A 25,491-nucleotide genomic window follows, 5' to 3' on the forward strand; every position below is an offset into this window, starting at 1 on the left:
ACTAAAGGATTGTATAAAAAGATGCAGCCTTTTTCGTTTTTGAAAATATTTTTCAAAAACCCCTTATAAATTGGAAGGAATTAGTATATAATGAATTAGAACGTATGTTCGGAGGATGAAAAATTGAGATTATTAAAAAGGTGATGTTATATGGGTAGATTAATTTTTCATATTGACGTTAATAGCGCCTACCTAAGTTGGGAGGCAACGTATAGAATTCAACAAGGTGAACAAATAGACCTTAGAAATATACCTTCTGTGGTTGGGGGAGACGAATGTAGTCGACATGGGATAGTACTTGCAAGATCAATTCCTGCTAAAAAGTACAATATTAAAACAGGTGAAACATTATATAATGCTAGAACAAAGTGTCCAAATTTAACAATAGTACCACCAAGGTACTGGCTATACACCCAATGTAGCTGTGCAATGCATGAAATATTAATGGAGTACACTCCACAAATTCAAAGATTTAGTATAGATGAAAGCTTCTTAGATTTTTCTAATATGGAGCATTTATATCCAGATTATATAAAGTTAGCACAAACTATAAGGCAAAGAATTAAGAATGAGTTAGGTTTCACCGTAAACATAGGAATATCAAATAATAAGTTACTTGCAAAAGTTGCATCTGACTTTAAAAAGCCAGATAAAGTCCATACTTTATTTCCACATGAGATAAAAGAAAAGATGTGGCTCCTTCCAGTTGAGGAACTATTCATGGTAGGTAGAGCAACAGCACCAAAATTACATAAGATAAATATACATACTATAGGAGATTTAGCAAATTATGATATAAACATTCTAAGAAGTATCCTTAAGAGTCATGGCCAATTAATATACAATTATGCCAATGGTATAGATAATTCAGAAGTTAGAAGAAGCAATTATATTGAAATGAAGAGTATAGGAAATTCAAAAACTATAGCCTTTGATGTAGAAGATAAAGAAACAGCACATAAGGTTTTGTTATCTTTGTGTGAAACAGTAGGTATGAGGTTAAGAGATTCTAGGAACTGTTGCAATGTAGTGTCTATAAGTATAAGAGGGAATGATCTAATTTCATGTTCTCGTCAAAAGAAATTAAGCACAGCTACAGACTCTACAAGAAAAATATATGAGGTAGCTTGCTATTTATTTGATAATTTATGGAATGGAAATAAAATAAGGCATTTAGGTATACATGTAACTGATTTTTGTTCAAATGATTTTCATCAGTACTCATTATTAGATACTTTTGACTACGATAAAGACAATAAATTAAATAAAGTAATTGATGACATAAGGGTAAAGTATGGTCATAAATCTGTTTTTAGGTCATGCTTTCTACATTCAGGATTAAGTTCTATGAGTGGTGGTTCGGGGGATGAAGACCATCCTTTGATGAGTTCTATATTATAAAAAAAGGGGAATTATTATGAAAGTTATAGCAAAGCCAATTGAGGTCATTTCATATACAAACAATAAGGGTGATATAAAACCTTTGAGATTTAGGATTGAAGGAGAAGATAATAGTGGAAAAGTGGTAAGAGTAGATAATGTTATTATTAAAGAACGTGAAAAATTAGCAGGCAACTCAATGTTAGTTTTCAAATGTCAAAGTTTAATTGACGATGTAGAAAAGCAGTTTGAAATTAAGTATGATCTTAGAACTTGTAAATGGATGTTATATAAAATTTAGTAATAAAAACAGCCTCCTATGATAATTTGATTTTGTAATCTACAGTATCCTTTCGGATACTATGGTACAAAATAGTGCGTACTTGTTATTACTAAACTTAATTTTTATAATTGTAACTACACTAATGCATTTTTTACAAGGAGAGTGTTTATGCTCACATTCAAAAAATTAACTATTGATGACAAGCCAATACTTGAAAAGTACTTGGGGAATTATACGTTTACTACTAGCGAATATTCTTTTACAACGTTACTTGCTTGGAGAAAAGCTTGTGATGTCCAATATACTATACATGAAGGTGTACTTATAATAAAGCAGAAGGACTTTAAAGAAAAATATTACTTTATGCAGCCTATTGGATATAAAATGGAAAATCTAAAAAACATAATTCAAGATCTAAAGGAATACAAAAAAGAAAATAATATGGATTATTTATTCAAAGATGTAGAAAATTCATTCCTGGAAGATCTTAAATATATATATGGAGATATGGCTCATATAGAAGAAGATATAGATAATTTTGATTATATATATTTAAAGGAAAAGCTAGTTAGCTTATCTGGAAATAAGCTCCATAGGAAAAAAAATCATTATAACTACTTTGTAAAAAACTATGAGTATACTGTAAAGGATCTTTATGAAATAGGAGTAATGGAAGATTGCATTAAGTTAACTCACCAATGGTATAATGATAACTACAATGGGGATAAATTTTTAACTTATGAACTAGAAGGTATTATGGAAGTTTTACATAATGCTGCTGAATTAAATTTAAAAGGTATGGCAGTTTATGTTGATAATAAAATATCCACCTTCACTGTAGGTGAAATTGTAAATAATAATATGGCTATAGTTCATTTTGAAAAGGGAATAAAAGATATAAGAGGGATATATGCCTTTACTAACAAAACATTTGTGGAACGGTATTTGAATGAGGTAGAGTACATTAACAGAGAACAGGATTTGGGTATTGAAGGTTTAAGAAAAGCAAAAAAATCCTATTATCCAATAAAACTGGAAGAAAAGTATTGCGTGAATTTATAGGTGCTATAGTACAAAATAGTGGTTACTTGTCATAATAAAACTTAATTTTAAAATAAAAAAGTGTGAACCGAGGGAAATAATCCTCGGTTTTTAGTTATTTAAAAAATAGATAAAATTAGGAGAAATCAATGAGAAATGGTATATTAAAGACTATGGAAGAGGTCTTAAGTATTTACATTTTACTCAAAGATTTAAAACATAGCTAAAAATAAAATTTTATTTGTATACAAAAAAGAAATGTGCTATAATTTAAAACATTAAATTATTTGATATAATTTAATATACGAATTTAATATATTCGGTTGAAGATAACGGGATATTTAATAAACCGTTATTGGACGAAACTCTGGAGAGACTCAAAAGAGCACCGAAGGGGCAAACCAGCAAAACTGGTGAAACTCTCAGGTAAAAGGACAGAGGATTTAATATGAAAAGCATAAATGAACGCTACATATTTTTAATTCTTAGCGAGTAAAATTTTTCATTTCTTTTTAATATTAAAATCCTGATCTTCAGAGACTAAATTTTTAAATTTAGTCTCTTTTATTTTTAAATAAAAAAGCATTTATTTAAAAAATTATTCAACTAAGGAGAGGTGATTATAGCTAGACATTTATAATAGTAGTTTTTAAAATTAAAATTAATATATTCGGGTGAAGATAACGGGATATTTAGTAGACCGTTATTGGACGAAACTCTGGAGAGACTCAAAAGGGCACCGAAGGGGCAAGCCAGTAAAACTGGTGAAACTCTCAGGTAAAAGGACAGAGGATTTAATATGAAAAGCATAAATGAACGCTATATATTTTTAATTCTTAGCGAGTAAAATTTTTCATTTCTTTTTGATATTAAGATCCTGATCTTCAGAGACTAAATTTTAAAATTTGGTCTCTTTTATTTTTAAATAAAAGAAGTATTTGCTTTAAAAAATACTTAATTGAGGAGAGATGGTTAAAATGAAAGCATTTATAACAGTAGTTGGAAGTAATGCGGATGGCATTATTACAGGAATAACATCTATACTTAATGAAACTAATGTTAGTATCCTGGATATTGGTCAAATTCGTTTAGAAAAAAATTATTTTACCATGATCATGGCTACAGATGTAACGGATATGAAAATAGGTTTTGGTGAATTAAAAGATACTCTAATAGATACAGGAAATGAATTAGGAGTTACTGTTAAAATTCAACATGAAGATATATTTAATTCAATGCACAAAATATAGAATAGGGGGATGGAGAATATGATTAATTACGAAAATATAATGGAAACAATAAACATGATAGAAGAAGAAAATCTTGATATAAGAACTATTACAATGGGAATATCTCTTTTAGATTGCTGTGATAGTGATGGAGACAAAGCCAGACAACAAATTTATGATAAAATTACTAAATATGCAAAAAATCTAGTTAAAGTGGGAGATGAGCTTGAAGCTAAATATGGAATACCTATAATAAACAAGAGAATTTCTGTTACACCTATTTCTTTAATTGCACAGTCAAGTAGTGATACTGATTATGTTGAATTTGCTAAAACCCTTGATAAGGCAGCTGATGCTGTTGGAGTAAATTTTATTGGTGGTTTTTCAGCTCTTGTACAAAAAGGATATTCAAAGGGAGATAAAATACTTATAAACTCTTTACCAGAGGCATTAGCTGTTACTAATAAAGTTTGCGCATCTATTAACGTTGGATGTACAAAATCGGGAATAAATATGGACGCTGTGCGTGATTTAGGACATATTATAAAGAAAACAGCTTATCTTACAAAGGAAAGTGAGAGTATAGGTTGTGCCAAATTGGTTGTCTTTGCTAATGCAGTAGATGATAATCCATTTATGGCAGGTGCTTTCCATGGAGTAGGAGAAGCTGAATGTGTTATAAGCGTTGGAATAAGTGGACCAGGGGTTGTAAAGTCTGCTCTTGAGAATGTTAGAGGACAAAGCTTTGATGTTTTGGCAGAAACTATAAAGAAGACCGCTTTTAAGATAACAAGAGTTGGACAACTTATTGCCACTGAAGCTTCAGAAAAGTTGGGAGTGCCATTTGGAACTGTAGATTTATCTCTTGCACCAACTCCAGCTATAGGGGATAGCGTGGCAAGAATTTTAGAAGAAATAGGACTTGAAAGCTGTGGTTGTCATGGAACTACTGCTGCCTTAGCACTTTTAAATGATGCTGTTAAAAAAGGTGGTATTATGGCCGCTTACCATGTAGGAGGACTTAGTGGTGCATTTATTCCTGTAAGTGAAGATGAGGGAATGATTAACGCTGTATCTGTTGGTTCTTTGAATATAGAAAAATTAGAGGCTATGACATGTGTATGCTCAGTAGGTCTTGATATGATAGCCATTCCAGGAGATACACCAGCAGAAACAATATCTGCAATCATTGCAGATGAAGCTGCTATTGGGGTTATAAATAATAAAACTACAGGAGTAAGAATAATTCCTGTTTATGGCAAAAACCTTGGAGACCAGGTAGAATTTGGAGGCTTACTTGGTAGAGCTCCTCTTATGGCAGTAAGTAAATTTTCAAGTACGGATTTTATAAATCGTGGAGGAAGAATTCCAGCTCCAGTTCACAGTTTTAAGAATTAGAAAGAAGAAGTAACGAAGGTGCAAGGCATATGCCTTGCACCTTTTGTATAGTATCCTGTATTCTTAGATGTAAGATTTTTTATTATAATATTGAGTACCTAAATTGCATATAATCAGGGGGACGATATGAGTAAGAAAAAGTTTAAATCCGCTATTTATTCTATATTAATCTTAATTTTATATGGTTTATTTTAAAGTAAGTGCAAACTCAGTTGAGTATAGAATCAAGGAATTGTAAGAGAAAAGTATTGCGTAATCTTTATATATTTACTTTCAAAAATATATTAAAACATAGCTAAAAATATAAATTTATTAGTTTGAGGGAATTATTAACATTTCATGATTTACGCGTTGTTGATTTTTCCGACGTATAGTGTTATAGTATAGAAAATATTTGAGATTTGAGGTGAAAAGATGATTCAATTTTCTTGCTAATTTTTAAAGTACAATATGACAGAACGGAAAGCAGATATGTTTTGCTTGTTTTGTTGTACTTATGCAAGAAAGTTGTTCTTCTTTCTCTTAATATATATTCCTGTGTTATGCTATAATTATTAGTTTAACTATGTATATTTATGAGCTGTAAGAATGAAAATTTCTTGCGGCTCTTATTTTTTTACAAACAATGATAATATGAAGGAGGGATAATATGATGAATAATAAAGACACTGTGATAACACATGATAATCTCCATACAGAGCCGGATACTGCAGGCGACATTTGTATGGAGTAATACTAGTCGCCAATCGTTCCGACTTTGTTATTTGTACTATTAAATTACAAGGGAGGACAAAAATATGTCTTTAATAAATATTACAAACTTAACCTTTGCTTATGAAGGCTGCTATGATACTATTTTTGAAAATGTGAGTTTTCAAATTGATACAGATTGGAAACTTGGTTTTACAGGAAGAAATGGAAGAGGAAAAACTACTTTTCTAAATATTTTACTTGGGAAATACGAATATAAAGGAAATATTTCTGCTAATGTAACTTTTGAATATTTTCCTTATGAGGTGCAGGAACAAGAATTATTCACAATAGATATAATAAGGGAAATCAGTCCAAATTCAATGGATTGGGAAATAATGAAAGAATTATCGTTGTTGGATGTAGACGATGATGTTTTATACAGACAGTTTTATACACTATCAAAAGGTGAGCAGACCAAAGCATTACTTGCTGCTTTGTTTTTGAAGGAGAACTCATTCTTACTTATTGATGAGCCTACAAATCACTTGGACGTTGAAGCTAGAAAAAAACTTAGTAATTACTTGAGAAAAAAGAAAGGATTTATTTTGATATCTCATGATAGACTTTTTCTAGACAATTGTGTTGATCATATTTTGGCCATTAATAAAACTAATATTGAAATACAAAAAGGAAATTTTTCTTCATGGTGGAGAAACAAAGAGTTACAAGATGGTTTTGAACTTGCAGAAAACGAAAAACTGAAAAAGGATATAAGCCGACTTTCGTCTTCGGTGAAACGTACATCTGCATGGTCAGATAGTGTGGAAAGTAGCAAGAATGGAACTACTAATTCGGGGAGTAAATTAGATAAAGGGTATGTTGGACACAAAGCGGCAAAAATGATGAAACGTGCTAAGAATATAGAATCAAGACAACAAAACATGATTGAGAAAAAATCAAAACTGCTTAAAAACATTGAAAGTAAGGAAAGGTTAGAAATAGTACCGCTTACTTTTCATCATAATAAGATTGTGGATATTATGGATGTTTCAATTTATTATGATGATAGAAGTATTTGTAAAGGTGTGAACTTTACTATAGAACAAGGGGATAGAATTGCTATTCAGGGAAAGAATGGTAGTGGAAAATCAAGTATTTTGAAATTGATTTATGGGCAAGATATTCCTCATAATGGAATTGTGAGAAATAATAATCAGTTAATAATTTCGTATGTTTCGCAGGATACATCAGATTTATATGGCAGTTTATCTGAGTATGCAAATAAACAGTGTATTGATGAAAGTTTATTTAAATCGATTCTTAGAAAACTTGATTTTTCAAGAGAACAGTTTGAAAAGAATATTGAGAATTTTAGTGGAGGACAGAAGAAGAAAGTATTGATTGCAAAAAGTTTGTGTGAACAGGCACATTTGTATATTTGGGATGAACCATTGAATTTTATTGATGTCATTTCTCGTATGCAGATTGAGGAATTGTTGCTTGAATATCAACCGACAATTTTGTTTGTTGAGCATGATTGTGCATTTTGTGAGAAGGTTGCTACTAAAACGATAAAACTGTAAATGATAAAAACACAATAGGCTCCATGCAAAGCCAGATGCATTTCATGCATTCTTCACACGATGAACAACGCCATGCATCATGGTTTCAGTATATATTAATGAATTTGTAAAATAATTAGGTCGTATCTCAAAAGATACGGCCTTTTTTGTTTTTGAAAATATTTTTCAAAAACCCCTTATAAATTGGAAGGAATTAGTATACAATGAATTGGAACATATGTTCGAAGGGTGAAAAATTGAGATTATTAAAATGAAAGTAATTGCAAAGCCAATTGAGGTTATTTCATATACAAATAATAAAGGTGATATAAAACCTTTGAGGTTTAGAATTGAAGGAGAAGATAGTACAGGTAAAGTAATAAAAGTAGATAACGTTATAATCAAAGAACATGAAAAGTTAGCAGGTAATCCAATGTTAGTATTTAAATGCCAAAGTTTGATTGACGATGTAGAAAAGCAGTTTGAAATTAAGTATGATCTTAGAACTTGTAAATGGATATTATATAAAATTTAGATATACAAGTGTAACCGAGGAAAATAACCTCGGTTTTTGTTTGCAAAAAATTATAAAAATCTGTTTACACAAAGGCGAGAGGGATAATATGAGTTACTTTTGAAAAAAATGCGTTAACCTAAAAAAAAACAAGGTTGACAATTCTGATTTGATTTATTATTATTTTCATAGAAGATAGAAGGAGGAGATTTTATGAAAAATATACGGGATTTAATCTTAGTTGCTATGTTTGCAGCACTAACCGCAATTGGAGCATTTATAAAAATACCAGTACCATATGTACCGTTTACACTTCAATATTTATTTTGTGCTTTGGCTGGAATGATTTTAGGATCAAAATTAGGGGCTTTATCACAAATAGTTTATGTAGCAATTGGACTTGCTGGTTTACCAGTATTTACTGAAGGTGGAGGTATAAGCTACATATTTAAACCTACATTTGGATATCTTATAGGATTTATTGTAGCAGCTTATGTAATAGGTAAAATAAAAGAGAATATAAAAGAGCTGAATGTTATAAAGGCTATAGGCATATTGCTTGCAGGGTTATTTTTCATATACTTATTTGGAGTTGTATACTTGTATATTAGTTATAATTTGTACTTAGGAATAAATACTACTTTTCATTTTGCGTTTTTTTATGGTTTTGTAGTCTGTATAGCTGGAGATTTGGTATTAACAGTATTTGCAGCTTACATTTCAGTGAAAGTATTGCAACTATTAAAGAAAAGTGGATACATACAATAAAAAGGTGGGGGAATAGAAAATGATAGAATTTATTAAAGAAATAAAGAAAAAGGTTTTAGAAGAAAAAGACATTACTTTTGAAGAAGCTATGAGGTTATCGACTATTGATGAAAAAGAAGATTTAGAACAATTATGCAGTAGTGCAAATAAAGTACGAGAAATTTTTCTAGGTAAAGAAATAGACTTTTGTACCATTATGAATGCAAAGTCAGGACGTTGTTCTGAGGATTGCAAATTTTGCACTCAATCTGCTCACTATAAAACAGATATTGATGTATATGGGTTGGTTTCAAAGGAATCTGTCATAAAATTGGCAAACGAAAATGAAAGTGAAGGAGTAAATAGATTTTCTTTAGTTACAAGTGGTAGAGGACTTGATGGTATTGATTTTGAAAAGGTTCTAGATATATATGAAGTACTTAATAAGGAATTAAAAATGGATTTATGTGCTTCATTAGGAATAATAGATTATGGGCAATTTGTTAAGTTGAAAGATAAGCGAATAACTATGTATCATCATAATTTAGAAACTAGCAGAGGTTATTATAAAAATATTTGTACAACCCACAGTTATGATGAAAGAATAGATACTATAAATGCAGCTAAGAAGGCTGGTTTGGATATCTGCTCAGGTGGAATAATTGGACTTGGAGAAAGTTTTGAAGATAGAATTAATTTAGCTTTTGAATTAAAGGAGTTAGGAGTTAAATCTATTCCGATAAATATATTAAATCCTATTAAAGGAACACCTTTAGAAAATGCAAAAAGTTTAAGTCAGGAAGAAATATTAAAGACCATTGCAATTTTTAGATTAATAAACCCAAAAGCCTTTATACGATTAGCGGCAGGAAGAAACCTTATTAATGAATTTGGGAAGGATTGCTTTAATTCAGGAGCAAATGCTACAATCACAGGAAATTATCTAACAACATCAGGAAATAAGATATGTGATGATATGAAAATGATAAAGGAATTAAAGCTGGAGGTTAGGAAAAATGGCTAGAGGCATATTTGTAGTTGGAACAGATACTGATGTAGGCAAAACAATTGTAACTGCTGGCCTTATGCATATTTTAAGAAGTAATGATTACAATGCTACATATTTTAAAGCTGCATTAAGCGGTGCATTAAAAAGAGGTAGTAAACTTATCCCAGGTGATACGGAGCTTGTAAGTAAAGTAAGTAAATTAGAAGAATCTTATGAAAACACAACACCTTATATTTATAAGGCGGCTGTAAGTCCCCACCTTGCCGCAAGATTAGAAAACAATCCTATGAATTTAGAAATTGTACAAGAAAAATATGCTTATTTAAAAAATAAATATGATTATATAATTGCTGAAGGTAGTGGAGGGATAGTATGTCCATTAATCGATGATGGCAGAGGGTTGTATAAGCTAGAGGATCTCATTAATGAATTAAATATGAGTGTTATTATCGTTGCAAGAGCTGGAGTTGGAACAATAAATCATTCAGTATTGACAGTAAAATACATAAAAAGCTTAGGAATTAAAATTAAAGGTATCATAATAAACAACTATAAAGAAGAAATGATTTATGATGATAATATAAATATGATAGAGAAACTTACTAACATACCTGTTATAGGAAAATTTAAAACTATTGAAAATCTAGAAAATAACAAAATAGAAGCTATAAGAATAAATGCAGAAGAAGCTTTTAATGTTCTGAAGGTATTAGAATTTATGGAAGAATTATAATAAGGATGGTATATGAATATGAATGATTATGTTAAAAAAGATTTGAAATATATATGGCATCCTTGTAGTCAAATGAAAGACTATGAGGAGCTTAAACCAATAGTAATAGAAAAGGGAGAAGGAGTTTGGCTATACGATATTGAAGGAAATAAATATTTAGACTGTATATCATCTTGGTGGACAAATACACTAGGCCATAGTAATAAGAGAATAAATGAAGCTATAAAAAAACAGATAGATAATATTGAACATGTTATATTTGCTAATTTTTCTAACAAACCTGCTATTGAATTAGCTGAGAAGCTTGTAAATATAACACCTGATAAACTTACAAAAGTATTTTTTTCTGACAATGGTTCATCTGCAGTAGAAATAGCTTTGAAGATGAGTTTCCATTATAATATGCAGAAGGGAAAAATTAAAAAGAAGAGATTTGTTGCTTTAAGTGGTGCATATCATGGAGAAACAATGGGTGCCTTATCTGTTTGTGATATCGATGAATATAACATGATATACAAGCCTCTTCTTTTGGACACCATAAGAGTAGCTGGACCTGATTGCTATAGATGTGAATATGGATGTAATAGAGATAACTGTAATGCTGAGTGCTTTGAAGAAATGGAAAAATGCATAATGAAAAATCATGAAGAGATAAGTGCTGTTATAGTTGAACCTATGGTTCAAGGAGCTGCAGGTATGAAGATCTATTCAAGTATTTATTTAAAGAAGCTTAGAGACCTTTGTGATGAATATGATATACATCTTATTGCAGATGAAATTGCAATGGGATTTGGTAGGACGGGGGAAATGTTTGCTTGTAATCATGCTAAAATAAGCCCGGATTTTATGTGCCTTTCAAAAGGAATTTCTGCTGGATATATGCCAATGTCTGTTGTTATGACAACAGAGGAAGTATATGATTGCTTTTATGGTGATTACAATGAGCGAAAATCATTTCTACATAGTCATACTTATTCAGGTAATGCTCTTGGTTGTGCCATTGCTTTAGAAAATCTCAAGATATTTGAAGAAGATAATATTATAAAAATTAGCAAAGAAAAAGGTAAATTAATAAGAGAACTCACACTAGAAAAATCAAGATATTCAAAACATGTAGGTGAAGTGAGAAGCATAGGTATGATAACGGCTATTGAAATAGTAAAAGATAATATTACAAAAGAATGTCATCCATGGCAAATGAGAGTAGGGTATGAGATTTACAAAATTGCTCTTTCTAAGGGACTATTATTAAGGCCAATGGGGAATGTGCTATATTTTATTCCGCCATACATTATCGGTGAAGAAGAGATAAAGTTTATGGTAGATACATGCTTTAATAGTATTGAAGAATATTTTATAGGGAGTAACCTATAAGTTAAGATATAGTGGCATCACAAAACATGCTGTATTTAGTTTATAGATAGCTACGTAATTTTAATATTGTGAAATAAGGAGGGATAATTTTCCCTCCTTTTCTTGCTAGTCTTCAGCAGCTTGTGCATCTGCTTTAGTGTTGTGAACTGTACCACGTGGGTGCTCAGGCGGTGCATAAATAGCGTATAATTTAAGTGGTGTATTACCTGTATTTATTATATTGTGCCACTTACCAGCAGGAATCATTATTGCAGAGTTATCAGAAATATTTCTTTGATAATCCAATCTATCTCTTCTGTCACCCATTTGAACGAGACCATGGCCTTTTTCAACACGTATAAATTGATCGCCATCTTGATGAACTTCTAAACCTATGTCATCTCCAACAGCTATGCTCATTAATGTAACTTGCAAATTTTCTCCTGTCCATAAAGCTGTACGGAATGTATTGTTTTGAATAGTAGCATCTTCAATATTAACTACAAATGGATCTGGTCCATAATCTTTAAATTGAGGAAACTGGTTTGGATACATTGGTGAATTAAACCAATAAGGATTTGGAAACATTTGATAAAACTGATACATATTGTATGGATTAAACATTGGTGTGTTAGAGTAGCAAGCACCTACTGATTGTTTATAATAATTATTCATATTATTATTATTCATTCCTTTCATGGTCTTTTAAAATTATAATATGATATAAGGTTTAAAAATGTGTTTTTATTATACAGTAAATGTACATTCTATTTTATATTCCCACAAACTTATTTAGGGGAATTTTTTTTGCTTATTTTATAATGCATAAGATTTGATTAGGGTAGCAACTCATGGGGGACATGCATAATATATAGTAGTACAAAAGGGGGTGTAATATATGGAAAAATTAAATCCCGAAAAACTTAATGTGGAATTCAGATCTGGTGTAACCACCACTGAGCCAATTATACCACGACGTTACACATTAACTCATTCTGACATAACTGCTGAACTATTTCTAACTATAGGTCCAGAGTATGCATATGATAAAATCACTTGGATGAGAGATGAGGTATTAGCAGAATGGAGAATATATAACGGATATCTAACTCTTTATGTATACGTTTATGTAGGTAATTTTGGTCCAATTATGAATGCTATACGTAATGCTATTTTTGTTCGTGAATTACCTTTAGCATTGGAAGCTATAATCTATGGAGATGGTGAATTTTTTATTGCACATCCAGAATTGGATAATGCACCTATATTGATACAATTTAGTTCAGAAGATCCTAACTACAACCGATTTGAATACTGGGGAACCCCTATGGACTATAAATAGAGTCAAAAAAACAGCACTAGATTTTAGCGCTGTTTTTTTGAAAATAAGATTGCACGATCCCAGATAATATCAAATAATGCAGGGCCAACTAGAGTTTTTTTATCAACATAAATCCTAAAAGCTACAAAAGCGTCCTTATTGTTATCAACACCGTATGCTTTTCCAGATGGATTTCCAGTACTATAAGGTACTACAATTCCATCATCATCAGCCTTTCTTGTAAACTTACATACATAATAGTATTTTTGGTTTTGATAACCCTCAGGGAAATATTCAGCTGCAGAATTTTGGAACTGTAAGGAAATTTGTGCTACGGCAACTCCATTAAAAAGCTCATATCCGTAGAAACTAGCGTTATTAAATACTACTTTTCCCGTTTGTACGTGGTTAACTCCATATAATATAACAAAATCATCATCAGAATTTAATTGGAAATTTTCTGTTTTAACATAATTTGCATCTCTATTATCTCCTACAGTATCAAAATCTAATACTGTTGACTCGTAACCATCAGGTACCCACATATTTTTATTAAGATCTAAATTAAGCTCTACATGATCGTATTCTTCATTTCCATATTTATTAATTATCTCATTTCTTAGATAAGCAAGCTCATTTCTTGCATTTGGAAGAATTTTAAATTCAGTAATGCCTGTTTCCCTAGGCTTAAGAGCTGGTACTGGCCAAGGATTTAAATTATTAACAGGGCGTCTTGGGGTAATGCGAAGAACCTTGAAATATTTTCTAAGATCATCAAGATATTGGGAGCCCATATTTTGATCTTGCCAAACTATAGCCCTCATAACAAACATAAAGGTATCCCTACCTTTTTCAAGACCCATATTAACAAGTCCCATAGGAATGTTGTCATCATTCATAATATCTGGACTAAAACCAGATACATTAAGGGCGTCACGCATTTGTTTATTTATTCCTCTGTCTGCAGTACTAATAATAATGGTATTGCTTAAAAAAGAATTTCCATATATTCCTTTTGGAGTATTAGAAGTCCATATATTAAAATTATTCAATTGGTCTCCTAGGCTGTTAAAAAGCCTATGATATTCACCAGTATATTCATCTCCTATCATAATAGCTTTGCTAGCTACTGTAGTATCTTTAGTGTATTCTTTTTCTAGTTGATTTTGGGTAAATCCAATATAACTTCTAAAACCAAAATAACATGTTGGTGGAGGTGTCTTCCCAATTAATACAATAGCCTCATCAGGGCGTAGTTTATAGGTAAGCCCTGGAATTCCATAAGTTATATTGGCTGGATAATTATTTGGGTTATTAGGATTGTATCCTATTGGAGGCTTCTCTCCTTTTGCTGGATCCTGGTTTGGAGCTGGTGGAAGCATACACATTGCATATGGAGCACCTGCGTGATTTCCAACACAATCCTCAAATACACCAATACTGCACAGCTTTAGAATGTCAAAATATCTTAATTCTCCTTCTTGAACAATAAAGCCTCTTCTATTTAGTGTAGAGATAAAATCATTTATATTTCCAGTTTTGTCATTATTAACTGGAAAGTGCTGTGGTGTATACATTGGTGGATTGTAATAAGGATATTGGTTATAAAAGTACATATTAATCATTCCTTTCATAGAAGTATATATTAAAATATGATTAATATTTAGGTGATGTGCTTGACTTAAAGAAATACAGTGTTTCATAAACTATAGGTTAACAAATCAAATGAATAACATATTGTATTAGTAACAAAGAAATTTATGCGAAAGGAGAATACAAATTGAATAGATCATTACTTGACTTACTTAGACAGGGCGGATATATACTATATGTTAGACATGGAGAAGCAATAGTAGGAGAAGACCAGCCTAATTTAAATTTTTGGTACTGTTCTACCCAAAGAAATCTTTCTGAATTAGGTAGACTACAATCTATTTATTATGGGCAGACTCTTCGAAATTTACAAATTCCTATTAGTTATCCAATTCTAGCAAGCCCTTATTGTAGAACTATAGAAACTGCACAATTGGCCTTTGGAATGGGAAATATTCAAATTAACCTATATTTGTTTGAAATTCATAAATTGAATGAAAATTTATCAAGTGAAGAGAAACAAAGAATACTAGACTATATTAAGTCAATGTTTGAAATAAAACCTCCTGAGGGAATTAATAAGGTTATTATTGCTCATACTTTTAAAGAAGATATTGGTTTGGGTGAAATCCCAAATATGGGAACAGTAATTGTTAAGCCTCTAGGACCTGGAAATGGTTATGAAGTTGTTGGTAGATTATCATTAGAAGATTTAGGGAATTATAGCATGAATAACTAAATACGAAGAGAGCTTCCTTAATTTTAGGGAGCTTTTTTATGGAATTTGCATTGATGAAGTGAAAAAACTGGGATATAATGTATAAAAATATATGTATTTTTTATATAAATTTATATTAAGATAATAACAATACATAAAATATTAAAATATAAAGGAGATAGCCATGTCATTAATTAAAGTTGCAAATATTCAAATGAATGTTAATGAAAATAAAGATGAAAATTTTAAAACTGTAGAAAAGTACCTTGAAATTGTTTCAAAAGAAAATGTGGATTTAGTATTATTACCTGAAATGTTTAATTGTCCTTATGAAACTAGTAACTTTCCAATCTATGCAGAGGAAGAAGGTGGCTCAAGTTGGCAAAAATGCGCGTCACTTGCTAAAAAATACAATATTTATCTTGCTGCTGGTTCTATGCCGGAGAAAGACTCATCAGGACATGTGTATAACACTGCATATATTTTTGACAGACAAGGAAATCAAATTGGCAAACACAGAAAAGCACATCTCTTTGATATAAGTATTAAAGGTGGCCAAACATTTAAAGAGTCAGATACATTAACAGCTGGAGACAAAGCTACTGTATTTGAAACAGAATTCGGAACTATGGGAATTTGTATATGTTATGATTTTAGATTTCCTGAGTTAATGAGACTAATGGTTGACAGGGGAGCTAAGGTAATTTTAGTCCCTGGAGCCTTTAATATGACTACTGGACCTGCTCATTGGGAGATATTGTTCCGTAACAGAGCATTGGATAATCAAGTTTTTGTTATGGGTACGGCTCCAGCAAGAAATGAAGATTCTGGATATATATCATATGGGCATTCTATAGTAGTATCACCATGGGGCAATATCATAGAACAAATGGAAGAAAAAGAAGGGTATATAATAAATGAGTTGGATTTAAGCCAAGTAGATAAAGTTCGCGAAGAATTACCATTACTTTTACATAGAAGAAAAGACATGTATAAACTGACAGAATTATAATAATAAAGTCCAATTGAAAAAAATCATAATGGGTAGGTGGTAGACTTATGAAAGATATTACTGTGCTTGTAACAGATTGGTGCCCTCATTGTAAAAAAGCGATTAAATGGATTAATGAAGTAAAGAAAGAGAATCCGAAATATAAAGACATTAAGGTAGAAATCATTGATGAAGAAAAGAATCCTGAAATTGCTAAGAAGTACGATTACTATTATGTTCCAACTTACTATGTAGGAGATCGTAAGGTTTTTGAAGGTGGTACTACTAAAGATATTGTACTTAAAGTTTTTGAAGAAGCCAGTAAATAAGTCTCTAAATGAATTTGTATAAAGTTTAATAGCTATATTGAAGGTGATAAAATGATGAAAATTTTTAGAAGTATTATGATTTTTATATTTGCATTTATTATAATTACATGTTTCCCATAGCAGGTAAATGCAGAAGAAGACTTAGAAATTCCGCAATGGATGATAAATGCAAATCTTATTGAAAATGGAGATCTAAACATTGTAGAAGATATTACATTTAAGTTTAATGATGAATTTAATGGTGTATTTAGAGAAATTGTACTTAATAAAACTTCAGGAGTGTCAGATATTAAGGTACAAGAACTAATAGGAACTTCCACAAGGGAATATTCTCAGGTTGAGGATGCCCAAAAAGGAGATTCAGATGTATTTTTAACAAAAGAAGAAAATGATAAAATCATTATTCAAATATTTTCTCCTTCAGAAAACCAACAAAAGAAATTTAGAATAAGTTATTTAGTAAAAAATGTAGCAATAAAATATAACGACACAGGAGAATTATATTATAAATTTTTAGGAGATGAAAATGAAACGCCAATAGGAAGTTTTATTGTTAGTATTAAACTTCCTCAATCTGATACAAATAATAAAGTAAAGGTTTTTGCTCATGGGCCATTAAATGGGCAAATTAACAAAGAAAATAATACTACATATTCCTTATATGTGGATAATGCACCTTCAGGCACTTTTATTGAAGGAAGAATGCTTTTTCCAAGGGAGTTTATTCCTCTATCAAATAATGTTCAAAATATAGATAATTATTCTAATATAATAGAGGAAGAAGAGGCTTTTCAAAATAAATTAATAGAAGATAAAATAAAAAAGGCAAAAATAAAAAGTGTTCTAGAAAATCTATCTATTTGGACATCTGGATTTGGCTTTGTGGCATTTCTTATTTTCCTTACTTCATTTAGAAGAAAAGATAAATATCAAAGTGAGGAATATACTAGTATACCTGAGGATTGTACACCTGCTATAGCTTCTTATATAACAGGTACAATTATAAGTACTAATACTATATTTGCAACTATCCTAGATCTTTTTAGGAAGGGATACTTAAGAATAAATGAGATAGAAGGTAAACAAGACCAATATGTTATAACTAAAATTAAAAAAGAAGATTATTCATTATTAAACCATGAAAAACACTTTATGAACTGGTTGTTTAATAAAATGGGAAATGGAGATTCTGTAAGTACTAAGGAAATAGAAAGCTTTAGTAAAAATTCTGCTTCTAGATTTGTAAGCTTATTTACTGAATGGAAAAATAAAATAAAAGAAGATATTGCACTTAAAGGGTATTACGACAAAAGCAAAAGAAAGTATGGAGTATTTTTATTAATATCATGCGTTGTATTCTTCACATTAGGGGTATTTAGTTTAGTTTATGGAAGCTTGTTTGGATTGGCTAGCTTAGCCATTTCTGTAATATTTCTTATATACGGAATAATGTTGTTATATAGGCTTTCAGATTATGGATATCAACAATATAAGAATTGGATTAGTTTTAAGAAGTACATGAAGAAATATAATGAAGATTTATCTATAGAGGATTTTATGAAGTATTCTTCAGATGTATCCTTAATTTATACATTGAGTTTAGACGTAGGAAAAAAATTAACTGGATTTAATTATAATAAATCTAATTATTCTAATGAGTTATATTCTCATAATGGTTGGTTAATATGGTATATCTTATTTATGAATAATGAAAACAATGCCTTTAATAAGAGTATGAATAGTTCATTTGGAGGCACAACAAGTTCATATTCTGGAGGAGGCTTCTCTGGTGGCGGTGGCGGAGGCGCTGGCGGCGGTGGAGCAGGTGGATTTTAGTAAAAACCGGGGAAAATAATCCTCGGTTTTTTAGCTTCTAGAAGTTAGATAAGATTATGGGAAATAGTATAACTGGACAATGTAAAATATAAGAGTTATACTATAAGGTATGCTTTCATATACAGCATAATTTATTAATTACAATCAAAATTAAAATCAAAAGGAGAAATACTATTGTTATTTGAAAATTTAAATATAATTCAGCCTATACAAAAGGCTTTAAAAACTGAAGGATATACTAAAGCTACACCAATACAGGAAAAAGCTATTCCATCATTACTTGAAGGAATGGATTTATTAGGGTGCGCTCAAACAGGTACTGGAAAGACAGCAGCATTTGCCATACCAATTTTACAAGGTCTTTCATCTGGGCCAAAAAACTTTAGAGGAAAGAGACAAATAAAAGCGTTAATATTAGCTCCAACAAGAGAACTTGCAATTCAAATAGGAGATAGTTTTGAAGCTTATGGGAAACATTTAGGCCTTAGAACACTAGTGATATTTGGTGGTGTATCTCAGCATCCTCAGACGAAATCTCTAGATAGAGGAGTTGATATTCTAGTTGCAACTCCAGGTAGATTACTTGACTTAATTAATCAAAAGTTTGTTTCACTAATTAACATAAAATACTTTGTACTTGATGAAGCAGATCACATGCTTGATATGGGAATGCTTCCAGATGTAAGAAGAATAATGAAATATATTCCAACTGTGAGACAAACTATGTTTTTCTCTGCTACTATGCCTACTGAAATTGAAAAACTTGCAAATGAGCTACTGACAAACCCAGTAAAGGTAGAAATAACACCTGTATCTTCTACAGTTGATATAATAAAACAATCAGTTTATTACGTAAACAAAAGTAATAAGACATCATTATTAATTAATTTATTAAACAACAAACCTATAAATTCTGTCTTAGTATTTTCTAGAACAAAACATGGAGCTGATAAAATAGTTAGAGCTTTAGATGTTGCTGGACTTAAAGCCCAAGCCATTCATGGAAATAAATCTCAAAATGCAAGACAGTTAGCTTTAAATAATTTTAAAGAAGGAAAAATAAGAATATTGGTTGCAACAGATATTGCAGCTCGTGGAATAGATATAGATGAATTATCCCATGTAATTAATTTTGATTTACCAGAAGTTCCAGAAACCTATGTTCACAGAATAGGCCGTACTGGAAGAGCAGGACATGGAGGGGTTGCTATTTCTTTTTGCGATCAAGAACAAAAGCCTTTATTACATGAAATTGAAAAACTAATATCAAAATCAGTACCTGTAGTTGAAGAGAACCCGTTCCCATTAGTAGAGATGCCTCTTGAATTAAAAGAAGTACGTACTAAAAGACCTTCGACTCCAAGAACTGCTGCGCCTAATAATAGAAGAGGCAAGGTAAAAGATTCGTCAAAGAATAATACAGGAAAAAGTGATAGAACTCGCTATTATTCTAAAAAGAAGAAAAAGGAAAGTAATAGTGAAAGACCAAACTAATAATTAAGTAAATGCAAGGAGTTACCCATATGGAACAACAGCCCAAATTCAAATGTTACTATCTAGGGAAAACTTATCCTTTATATACAAAAGTAGATCCATCGATAAAAAAGATTATTATAGAATGGGATGGTAAATCATTTGTATGTACCAGCCCACAAGAGGATGACACTGATATTGTAGGTGCTCTACAATCTTTTTATAAAAAAGCAAGTAGAAAATTAATTGAAGAAAGATTGAAATTATACCAGCCAAACTTTAAAGTAAAATACAAATCTTTCTCAATAGAAAGCCATAAAAACAAATGGGGAAGTTGTAGTTCAAAGAGAGACCTAACTTTCCATTGGCAATTAATCTTATTTCCATTAGATGCCATTGACTATGTAGTTGTACATGAGCTTTGTCATTTGATGCACATGAATCATGACCGCTCATTTTGGCGTTTAGTAGGAAAAGTATATCCAAACTACAAAGAAGCTATGGCTATTTTAGGTACGGAAAAAACTAGAGATGTTTAGAAACTATCTATAAATAAATCATTAGAATTTTAAAAGCCACGATACCTAGTATCGTGGATTTTTGAGTTTTAGATATATGAAAATACTTCACCTAAACGCTTCATACCCTCTTCTATATTTTCAGGAGTATTGGAAGAGAAGTTTAAACGCAGTGAATTTTTACCATCTTCTGGATTGATAAAAAATGGCTTTCCTGGAACAAAGGCAACTTTATATTCTTGCGTTGCTTTTTGTAACAGTGCTTGAAGATCAGGCTCACCAGGAAGTTCTGCCCATATGAAGAGACCTCCTTCAGGTTGAGTATATTTAGTGCCAGTTGGGAAATATTTTTTAATACCCTCTAGCATTGTATCTAATCGCTTAGCGTACATCGGTGTAATAGCATTGAGATGTCCTGGAAGTAGACCACGATTTAAAAATTCAGCACAAATCGCCTGTGTTAAATTTGTTGTATGGGTATCTGAACATTGTTTTGCAACAGTGATTTTTTCAATAATTTCTGGTTCTGCAATAACTGTACCAACGCGAAGACCAGGAGAGATAATCTTAGAAAAACTATTTAAAAAAATCACATGTCCAGTTTGATCAAAAGATTTAATAGGTGGCAAAGCTTCACCCCTATATCTCAAATCACAATAAGGGTCATCTTCCATTACAATAACATTATATGTAGAAGCAAGTTCTGCTATTTTTTTACGTCGTTGTAGCGGCAATGTCTTGCCAGTTGGATTTTGAAATGTTGGAATAGAATAAAGCATTTTAGGATTATATTTTTTCATCTTTGATTCCAAATCCTCCATAATCATTCCATGCTCATCTGTTTCAACAGCTACGCATTTTACAAAATACTTATTAAATACCATCAAAGTACCTAAAAAAGTAGGAGCTTCTACTAATACAACATCGCCAGGATCTAAAAATACATCTGCAGATAATTGAATACCCTGAGTGGCACCAGTAGTAGTAATTACATTCTCTAATGAAGCTTTTACGCCTTTTGGGTAGGCAATATGTTCCAAATAAGCTTCTCTTAATGGTTTCCAACCTTCTGTTACACCATATTGGAGTACCTGATTTCCGTTGTCTTTCAAGGCTTTGTCTACGATACCTCTAATTATGTCAATTGGAAAAGATTCTTTTGCAGGACTTCCTCCTCCAAAGGATATAATTTCAGGATCTCCCATCAATTTTAGGATTTCTTTAACTGCACCAGCTGATACGTTATCCATACATTTTGCAAAATTATACATAGTTATGCCCCTTTCAAAATCATCTATATAACAAGTTATGAACTTTTAAAACAAGTTATGAATTTTTTTATATATTTAAAATACAAATTGAAATGTTTAATATAATAATTAATAATTTTAAAATATTTAAATATATAAATTAAAATATTTAACTTACGCATTGATTAATCTGAAAATTGATGTTATTATAAAAATATAGCAAAGGGGATGAAATTTATGGCATATAGATTAATAAGCAAATGTCCAGTCTGCAATGATAATCTAAGGGTTGTTAAACTTAAATGTAATAAATGCAGCACTGTAATCGAAAATGAATTTGAACTTTCTAAGTTTGAATACCTGGAAGAAGACCATCTTAACTTTATGGAAGTATTCTTAAAGTGTAGAGGAAATATTAAAGATGTTGAAAAAGAGTTGGGTATATCCTATCCAACTGTAAGGGCTAAGCTTGATGAAGTTATTTCTGCTCTTGGTTATACCTTGGTAAAAAAGCCTACACCTGATAATAAGGAGACGCTTGATCTTCTTGAAAAAGGAGAAATTTCAGTCGATCAAGCGATAAAAATGATGAAAGAAAATTAAAATAAGGAAGGATGGTTAAAAAATGAAAGAAGAAATTAGAAGAATTTTTAAAATGGTTGAAGACGGAAAAATTGATTCTGATAAGGCTGTAGAACTTATTGAAGCTATTAACAAGTCTACTGAATCACACCAGTTACCTGTATCAGGAAATTCAGAGAAAATGCTTAGAGTTAGAGTATTATCGTCTACAGACGATACTGTAAATGTAAATGTCCCTATCAAGTTTTTGAAGGCAATAGGAAATGCTGTTAATAATATTAAGATACCAGGAATTTCAGATCAAGAGGGAATAGATATAAGAATGATTATGGATGCAATTGACTCAGGACTTGAGGGAAAAATAGTGGATGTAAAAAGTAGCAATGGAGACATAGTAGAAGTTACTATAGAATAATAAACTGTTAATCGTAGCATATCTATTAAATGAAAGGAAGAATAAAGTTGAAGATTTATGTAAAGCTTGACAGTGGGAGAAGTTTTAAAATACTGGCGCCAATAAGTATTGTGAAGGCAGTTCTTGGTTTTGGAGGTTTTGGAGTATCATTTGCTAAAAGGTATATCCCTGAAGAGCAAAGACAATATGTTGATAGTATTGATTTTAAGGAGCTTAGAAAAGGTATTGATGTTTTAAAGGACTATAAAGGTTTGACAATGGTGGATGTAAAAGCTGGAGACGGAACAGAGGTAAAAGTAGTTATTTAGGAGACGGATTTCGTAGATTTATATACCTAGTTCTTACTTATAAGGGTAAGATAGCGTAAATCATATATCATAGAATATAACCGCTGATTAAGGTGAAGTTAGTATCTTAGTTTGCGGTTTTTTATTTTCTACTAAATAATAATTTATATTTAGTAAACGGCATAAATTATTATATATAGAAAATATAGGAGGTTACATTATCGGGGGGTATATTATGAATTTTAATTATAAAAAGGACCAAGAAAAAGTAGCTGTGGATTTAAGAAAAAATGCAACACGTAGAACAGGGTTAATAAATCAAGAAACATACAAAAAAATGAATTGGAGTAAAATAGAAAACGAAAACAACTTGGCAAAAGAAGGAATGATTGTTAATGGAGGATTGCCCGTAATTAGAAAAGAGGGTTCTTATATTCCTGCATGGGATTTAAGTAGATATTCTTTTTTATTTAACAACTATATACCTTCTACGGTTAATCCAAAACTGTGGGTACAAGGTAACTTAAATTTAAATACAGGACTGTTTAAGGTTACTGACAATATATATCAGGTTAGAGGTTTTGATTTTGCCAATATGACTTTGATTAAAGGAAATACTGGTTGGATTGTAATTGATTGTTTGAGTTCAAAAGAAACGGCGGAGGCGGCTCTAAGTTTTGCTAATAATTATTTTGGAGATATTCCTGTAAGTGCAGTTATTATTACCCATTCTCATGAAGACCACTATGGAGGAATATTAGGTGTTGTAGATAATTTTGCTAAAGAAGATATTGAGATTTATGCACCTCAAAATTTTATAAATTCCGCTTTAGAGGAGAATGTAACTGTTGGCGTTGCAATGTCTCGACGTGGTATTTATATGTATGGCGTAGAGTTACCTAAAGACGAGAAAGGTAAGATAGATAACGGAATTGGAAAAGGCACATCAACTGGAACGGTAACTTTCACAAGAAACATTAATGAAATTAATGAGGAATATACAGAAAAAGTAGTTGATGGTGTTGAAATGGAGTTTAAATTAGTTCTAAATACTGAAGCACCGTCAGAAATGTTTGTATATATACCAAGTGAACAATCTCTATGTATTGCGGAGGATTGTAATGCAACTCTTCATAATTTATTAACTTTAAGAGGTGCTAAAGTTAGAGACGCAGTTGCCTGGGCAAGAGGTATACAGAGCGCAATTGATTTATGGGGGGATACTCTAACTTCAGTGTTTGGAGTTCATAATTGGCCTCGTTTCGGAAATGAATCATGTATTGACTATCTGGAGAAACAAAGAGATTTATATCAATACATAAATGATCAAACTTTAAGGCTAATAAATAAAGGACATACAATAGAAGAGGTTGGAAGGATGGTTAAACTTCCTAATAGTCTTTCGGATGAATGGTACAATAGTGAATTTTATGGAACTGTCATCCATAATGCAAAGGCAGTTTATCAAAGGTATCTTGGCTGGTACAATGGAAATCCTGTTGATCTAAATAAATTACTACCAGAAGAATCAGCAAAAAAATACGTAGAATATATGGGTGGAGAGTATAGTGTTTTAGAAAAGGCTAGAAAGTCGTTCATGGACGGAGAATATCAATGGGTTGCAGAGGTTACTAAACAAGTTATATATGCAAACCCAAATAATAAAGATGCAAAGTTGCTTTGTGCTGATGCCTTAGAGCAATTAGGATATATTGCTGAATCAGGGCCTTGGAGAAATGAATATTTAATGGGTGCTCAGGAACTACGATATGGAGTTATTCCAATTAGTGGTTCGTTTATTTCTGAGGATGTATTAAACAATTTATCCATTGAAGATGTTATCTATTTACTTAGTATACGAATAGAAGGATTAAAAGCTGGTGATTTTGATTATAAAATTAATTTTGTTATTCCAGATAGAGAAGAAGTAGCTTCAACAGAGGTCAAGCGAGGAATATTTAGATATTTAAATAATGAGTTAGATGAAGATGTAGCTGTTACTGTTACTATGCCAAAAGAGATATTGTATGATTTAGCAACAACTAATAAAAAGATAGATAGTTCAAAGATAATAGTAGAGGGAGATATCAATAAGTGGAATATATTTTTAGATCTACAAGATACTATAAATCAAAGATTTAATATAATGACACCTGTATCAAAGTAGTTGATGAATATCAAAAAGTAAAGTTTATAGTCAAGAGTTGCTTTAGTATTAAGAAGTTCTTAATACTAA

General features: G+C 31.0%; 25 protein-coding genes and 2 riboswitches. Of the genes, 22 read left to right on the forward strand and 3 right to left on the reverse strand.

The features are described from left to right. The first annotated feature begins 150 nt into the window (after nucleotides 1–150). From ACUSRV_RS03335 to bioA, 11 genes are all read left to right on the forward strand, one after another. Nucleotides 151–1,401 (forward strand): DNA polymerase Y family protein, encoded by a 1,251-nt coding sequence (locus ACUSRV_RS03335; RefSeq protein WP_490140504.1) that lies wholly within the window; start codon nucleotides 151–153, stop codon nucleotides 1,399–1,401. 16 nt (nucleotides 1,402–1,417) lie between these two features. After that, nucleotides 1,418–1,681, forward strand: coding sequence for a hypothetical protein (locus tag ACUSRV_RS03340; RefSeq protein WP_490140505.1), 264 nt, complete (start codon nucleotides 1,418–1,420; stop codon nucleotides 1,679–1,681). Nucleotides 1,682–1,831: 150 nt separating this feature from the next. Next, the gene (locus tag ACUSRV_RS03345) at nucleotides 1,832–2,725 is read left to right on the forward strand and encodes a DUF2156 domain-containing protein (protein ID WP_490140506.1); all 894 of its coding nucleotides are present in this window, start codon (nucleotides 1,832–1,834) and stop codon (nucleotides 2,723–2,725) included. A gap of 336 nt (nucleotides 2,726–3,061) precedes the next feature. Beyond that, nucleotides 3,062–3,152, forward strand: a riboswitch (glycine riboswitch). A gap of 260 nt (nucleotides 3,153–3,412) precedes the next feature. Next, a riboswitch (glycine riboswitch) is annotated at nucleotides 3,413–3,503 on the forward strand. Between the two features lie 178 nt (nucleotides 3,504–3,681). Next, a complete protein-coding gene (locus tag ACUSRV_RS03350) occupies nucleotides 3,682–3,954 on the forward strand; it encodes an ACT domain-containing protein (RefSeq protein WP_490140507.1) in 273 nt (90 codons plus the stop codon). Nucleotides 3,955–3,972: 18 nt separating this feature from the next. After that, nucleotides 3,973–5,331, forward strand: a complete 1,359-nt coding sequence (locus ACUSRV_RS03355) for a PFL family protein (protein WP_490140508.1) — start codon at nucleotides 3,973–3,975, stop codon at nucleotides 5,329–5,331. A 797-nt stretch (nucleotides 5,332–6,128) separates the two neighbouring features. After that, complete coding sequence (locus ACUSRV_RS03360; protein ID WP_490140509.1) at nucleotides 6,129–7,607, forward strand: Lsa family ABC-F type ribosomal protection protein; 1,479 nt, start codon at nucleotides 6,129–6,131, stop codon at nucleotides 7,605–7,607. A 250-nt stretch (nucleotides 7,608–7,857) separates the two neighbouring features. Then, nucleotides 7,858–8,121 carry a hypothetical protein gene (locus ACUSRV_RS03365; protein ID WP_490140510.1) on the forward strand — a complete coding sequence of 88 codons (264 nt, stop codon included), beginning with the start codon at nucleotides 7,858–7,860 and terminating at the stop codon, nucleotides 8,119–8,121. Nucleotides 8,122–8,313: 192 nt separating this feature from the next. Further along, nucleotides 8,314–8,868, forward strand: coding sequence for a biotin transporter BioY (locus ACUSRV_RS03370; RefSeq protein ID WP_490140511.1), 555 nt, complete (start codon nucleotides 8,314–8,316; stop codon nucleotides 8,866–8,868). Nucleotides 8,869–8,887: 19 nt separating this feature from the next. Continuing rightward, nucleotides 8,888–9,871 (forward strand): biotin synthase BioB, encoded by a 984-nt coding sequence (gene bioB, locus ACUSRV_RS03375; protein ID WP_490140512.1) that lies wholly within the window; start codon nucleotides 8,888–8,890, stop codon nucleotides 9,869–9,871. After that, nucleotides 9,864–10,589, forward strand: coding sequence for a dethiobiotin synthase (gene bioD, locus ACUSRV_RS03380; protein ID WP_490140513.1), 726 nt, complete (start codon nucleotides 9,864–9,866; stop codon nucleotides 10,587–10,589). Before bioB ends, bioD begins: the two co-directional genes overlap by 8 nt. Before the next feature lie 18 nt (nucleotides 10,590–10,607). Then, complete coding sequence (bioA, locus tag ACUSRV_RS03385; RefSeq protein ID WP_490140514.1) at nucleotides 10,608–11,963, forward strand: adenosylmethionine--8-amino-7-oxononanoate transaminase; 1,356 nt, start codon at nucleotides 10,608–10,610, stop codon at nucleotides 11,961–11,963. A 105-nt stretch (nucleotides 11,964–12,068) separates the two neighbouring features. Here bioA and ACUSRV_RS03390 read toward each other — a convergent pair whose 3' ends face one another. After that, complete coding sequence (locus tag ACUSRV_RS03390) at nucleotides 12,069–12,617, reverse strand: cupin domain-containing protein (RefSeq protein ID WP_490140515.1); 549 nt, start codon at nucleotides 12,615–12,617, stop codon at nucleotides 12,069–12,071. Between the two features lie 223 nt (nucleotides 12,618–12,840). On the opposite strand from ACUSRV_RS03390, the gene ACUSRV_RS03395 reads away from it, so the two are divergent. Beyond that, nucleotides 12,841–13,284, forward strand: coding sequence for a staygreen family protein (locus ACUSRV_RS03395; protein ID WP_490140516.1), 444 nt, complete (start codon nucleotides 12,841–12,843; stop codon nucleotides 13,282–13,284). A 23-nt stretch (nucleotides 13,285–13,307) separates the two neighbouring features. Here ACUSRV_RS03395 and ACUSRV_RS03400 read toward each other — a convergent pair whose 3' ends face one another. Next, the gene (locus tag ACUSRV_RS03400) at nucleotides 13,308–14,879 is read right to left on the reverse strand and encodes a hypothetical protein (protein WP_490140517.1); all 1,572 of its coding nucleotides are present in this window, start codon (nucleotides 14,877–14,879) and stop codon (nucleotides 13,308–13,310) included. 164 nt (nucleotides 14,880–15,043) lie between these two features. Here ACUSRV_RS03400 and ACUSRV_RS03405 point away from each other — a divergent pair, with 164 nt between their 5' ends. The 6 genes from ACUSRV_RS03405 to ACUSRV_RS03430 all read left to right on the forward strand — a co-directional run bounded on the left by ACUSRV_RS03405 (nucleotide 15,044) and on the right by ACUSRV_RS03430 (nucleotide 20,742). Then, nucleotides 15,044–15,595: a histidine phosphatase family protein gene (locus ACUSRV_RS03405; RefSeq protein WP_490140518.1), complete on the forward strand. Its 552-nt coding sequence runs from the start codon at nucleotides 15,044–15,046 to the stop codon at nucleotides 15,593–15,595. A 163-nt stretch (nucleotides 15,596–15,758) separates the two neighbouring features. Then, nucleotides 15,759–16,586 (forward strand): carbon-nitrogen hydrolase family protein, encoded by an 828-nt coding sequence (locus ACUSRV_RS03410; protein WP_490140519.1) that lies wholly within the window; start codon nucleotides 15,759–15,761, stop codon nucleotides 16,584–16,586. Between the two features lie 47 nt (nucleotides 16,587–16,633). Further along, nucleotides 16,634–16,894, forward strand: coding sequence for a thioredoxin family protein (locus ACUSRV_RS03415; RefSeq protein WP_490140520.1), 261 nt, complete (start codon nucleotides 16,634–16,636; stop codon nucleotides 16,892–16,894). A gap of 159 nt (nucleotides 16,895–17,053) precedes the next feature. After that, the gene (locus tag ACUSRV_RS03420) at nucleotides 17,054–18,730 is read left to right on the forward strand and encodes a DUF2207 family protein (protein ID WP_490140521.1); all 1,677 of its coding nucleotides are present in this window, start codon (nucleotides 17,054–17,056) and stop codon (nucleotides 18,728–18,730) included. A gap of 174 nt (nucleotides 18,731–18,904) precedes the next feature. Continuing rightward, nucleotides 18,905–20,224, forward strand: coding sequence for a DEAD/DEAH box helicase (locus tag ACUSRV_RS03425; RefSeq protein WP_490140522.1), 1,320 nt, complete (start codon nucleotides 18,905–18,907; stop codon nucleotides 20,222–20,224). Nucleotides 20,225–20,253: 29 nt separating this feature from the next. Beyond that, nucleotides 20,254–20,742 carry a M48 family metallopeptidase gene (locus tag ACUSRV_RS03430; protein WP_490140523.1) on the forward strand — a complete coding sequence of 163 codons (489 nt, stop codon included), beginning with the start codon at nucleotides 20,254–20,256 and terminating at the stop codon, nucleotides 20,740–20,742. Nucleotides 20,743–20,810: 68 nt separating this feature from the next. Here ACUSRV_RS03430 and ACUSRV_RS03435 read toward each other — a convergent pair whose 3' ends face one another. After that, on the reverse strand, nucleotides 20,811–21,992 hold the full coding sequence (locus tag ACUSRV_RS03435; protein ID WP_490140524.1) for an aminotransferase-like domain-containing protein: 1,182 nt from the start codon (nucleotides 21,990–21,992) through the stop codon (nucleotides 20,811–20,813). A gap of 216 nt (nucleotides 21,993–22,208) precedes the next feature. Between ACUSRV_RS03435 and ACUSRV_RS03440 the strand changes: the two genes are divergently transcribed. The 4 genes from ACUSRV_RS03440 to ACUSRV_RS03455 all read left to right on the forward strand — a co-directional run bounded on the left by ACUSRV_RS03440 (nucleotide 22,209) and on the right by ACUSRV_RS03455 (nucleotide 25,422). Then, nucleotides 22,209–22,574 carry a DUF2089 domain-containing protein gene (locus ACUSRV_RS03440; protein WP_490140525.1) on the forward strand — a complete coding sequence of 122 codons (366 nt, stop codon included), beginning with the start codon at nucleotides 22,209–22,211 and terminating at the stop codon, nucleotides 22,572–22,574. Nucleotides 22,575–22,596: 22 nt separating this feature from the next. After that, complete coding sequence (locus ACUSRV_RS03445; protein ID WP_490140526.1) at nucleotides 22,597–22,968, forward strand: SHOCT-like domain-containing protein; 372 nt, start codon at nucleotides 22,597–22,599, stop codon at nucleotides 22,966–22,968. Between the two features lie 47 nt (nucleotides 22,969–23,015). Next, the gene (locus ACUSRV_RS03450; protein ID WP_490140527.1) at nucleotides 23,016–23,276 is read left to right on the forward strand and encodes a hypothetical protein; all 261 of its coding nucleotides are present in this window, start codon (nucleotides 23,016–23,018) and stop codon (nucleotides 23,274–23,276) included. Between the two features lie 214 nt (nucleotides 23,277–23,490). Then, the gene (locus tag ACUSRV_RS03455) at nucleotides 23,491–25,422 is read left to right on the forward strand and encodes an alkyl/aryl-sulfatase (RefSeq protein WP_490140528.1); all 1,932 of its coding nucleotides are present in this window, start codon (nucleotides 23,491–23,493) and stop codon (nucleotides 25,420–25,422) included. Nucleotides 25,423–25,491: the final 69 nt, after the last annotated feature.

It is taken from the genome of Sporacetigenium sp. TC11, assembly GCF_058146105.1.

Coding starts and splice junctions, on each gene's coding strand:
- ACUSRV_RS03335 (WP_490140504.1), top strand. CDS start 151: ATGGGTAGATTAATTTTTCATATTGACGTTAATAGCGCCTACCTAAGT.
- ACUSRV_RS03340 (WP_490140505.1), top strand. CDS start 1,418: ATGAAAGTTATAGCAAAGCCAATTGAGGTCATTTCATATACAAACAAT.
- ACUSRV_RS03345 (WP_490140506.1), top strand. CDS start 1,832: ATGCTCACATTCAAAAAATTAACTATTGATGACAAGCCAATACTTGAA.
- ACUSRV_RS03350 (WP_490140507.1), top strand. CDS start 3,682: ATGAAAGCATTTATAACAGTAGTTGGAAGTAATGCGGATGGCATTATT.
- ACUSRV_RS03355 (WP_490140508.1), top strand. CDS start 3,973: ATGATTAATTACGAAAATATAATGGAAACAATAAACATGATAGAAGAA.
- ACUSRV_RS03360 (WP_490140509.1), top strand. CDS start 6,129: ATGTCTTTAATAAATATTACAAACTTAACCTTTGCTTATGAAGGCTGC.
- ACUSRV_RS03365 (WP_490140510.1), top strand. CDS start 7,858: ATGAAAGTAATTGCAAAGCCAATTGAGGTTATTTCATATACAAATAAT.
- ACUSRV_RS03370 (WP_490140511.1), top strand. CDS start 8,314: ATGAAAAATATACGGGATTTAATCTTAGTTGCTATGTTTGCAGCACTA.
- bioB (WP_490140512.1), top strand. CDS start 8,888: ATGATAGAATTTATTAAAGAAATAAAGAAAAAGGTTTTAGAAGAAAAA.
- bioD (WP_490140513.1), top strand. CDS start 9,864: ATGGCTAGAGGCATATTTGTAGTTGGAACAGATACTGATGTAGGCAAA.
- bioA (WP_490140514.1), top strand. CDS start 10,608: ATGAATGATTATGTTAAAAAAGATTTGAAATATATATGGCATCCTTGT.
- ACUSRV_RS03390 (WP_490140515.1), bottom strand. CDS start 12,617: ATGAATAATTATTATAAACAATCAGTAGGTGCTTGCTACTCTAACACA.
- ACUSRV_RS03395 (WP_490140516.1), top strand. CDS start 12,841: ATGGAAAAATTAAATCCCGAAAAACTTAATGTGGAATTCAGATCTGGT.
- ACUSRV_RS03400 (WP_490140517.1), bottom strand. CDS start 14,879: ATGTACTTTTATAACCAATATCCTTATTACAATCCACCAATGTATACA.
- ACUSRV_RS03410 (WP_490140519.1), top strand. CDS start 15,759: ATGTCATTAATTAAAGTTGCAAATATTCAAATGAATGTTAATGAAAAT.
- ACUSRV_RS03415 (WP_490140520.1), top strand. CDS start 16,634: ATGAAAGATATTACTGTGCTTGTAACAGATTGGTGCCCTCATTGTAAA.
- ACUSRV_RS03420 (WP_490140521.1), top strand. CDS start 17,054: ATGATAAATGCAAATCTTATTGAAAATGGAGATCTAAACATTGTAGAA.
- ACUSRV_RS03430 (WP_490140523.1), top strand. CDS start 20,254: ATGGAACAACAGCCCAAATTCAAATGTTACTATCTAGGGAAAACTTAT.
- ACUSRV_RS03435 (WP_490140524.1), bottom strand. CDS start 21,992: ATGTATAATTTTGCAAAATGTATGGATAACGTATCAGCTGGTGCAGTT.
- ACUSRV_RS03440 (WP_490140525.1), top strand. CDS start 22,209: ATGGCATATAGATTAATAAGCAAATGTCCAGTCTGCAATGATAATCTA.
- ACUSRV_RS03445 (WP_490140526.1), top strand. CDS start 22,597: ATGAAAGAAGAAATTAGAAGAATTTTTAAAATGGTTGAAGACGGAAAA.
- ACUSRV_RS03455 (WP_490140528.1), top strand. CDS start 23,491: ATGAATTTTAATTATAAAAAGGACCAAGAAAAAGTAGCTGTGGATTTA.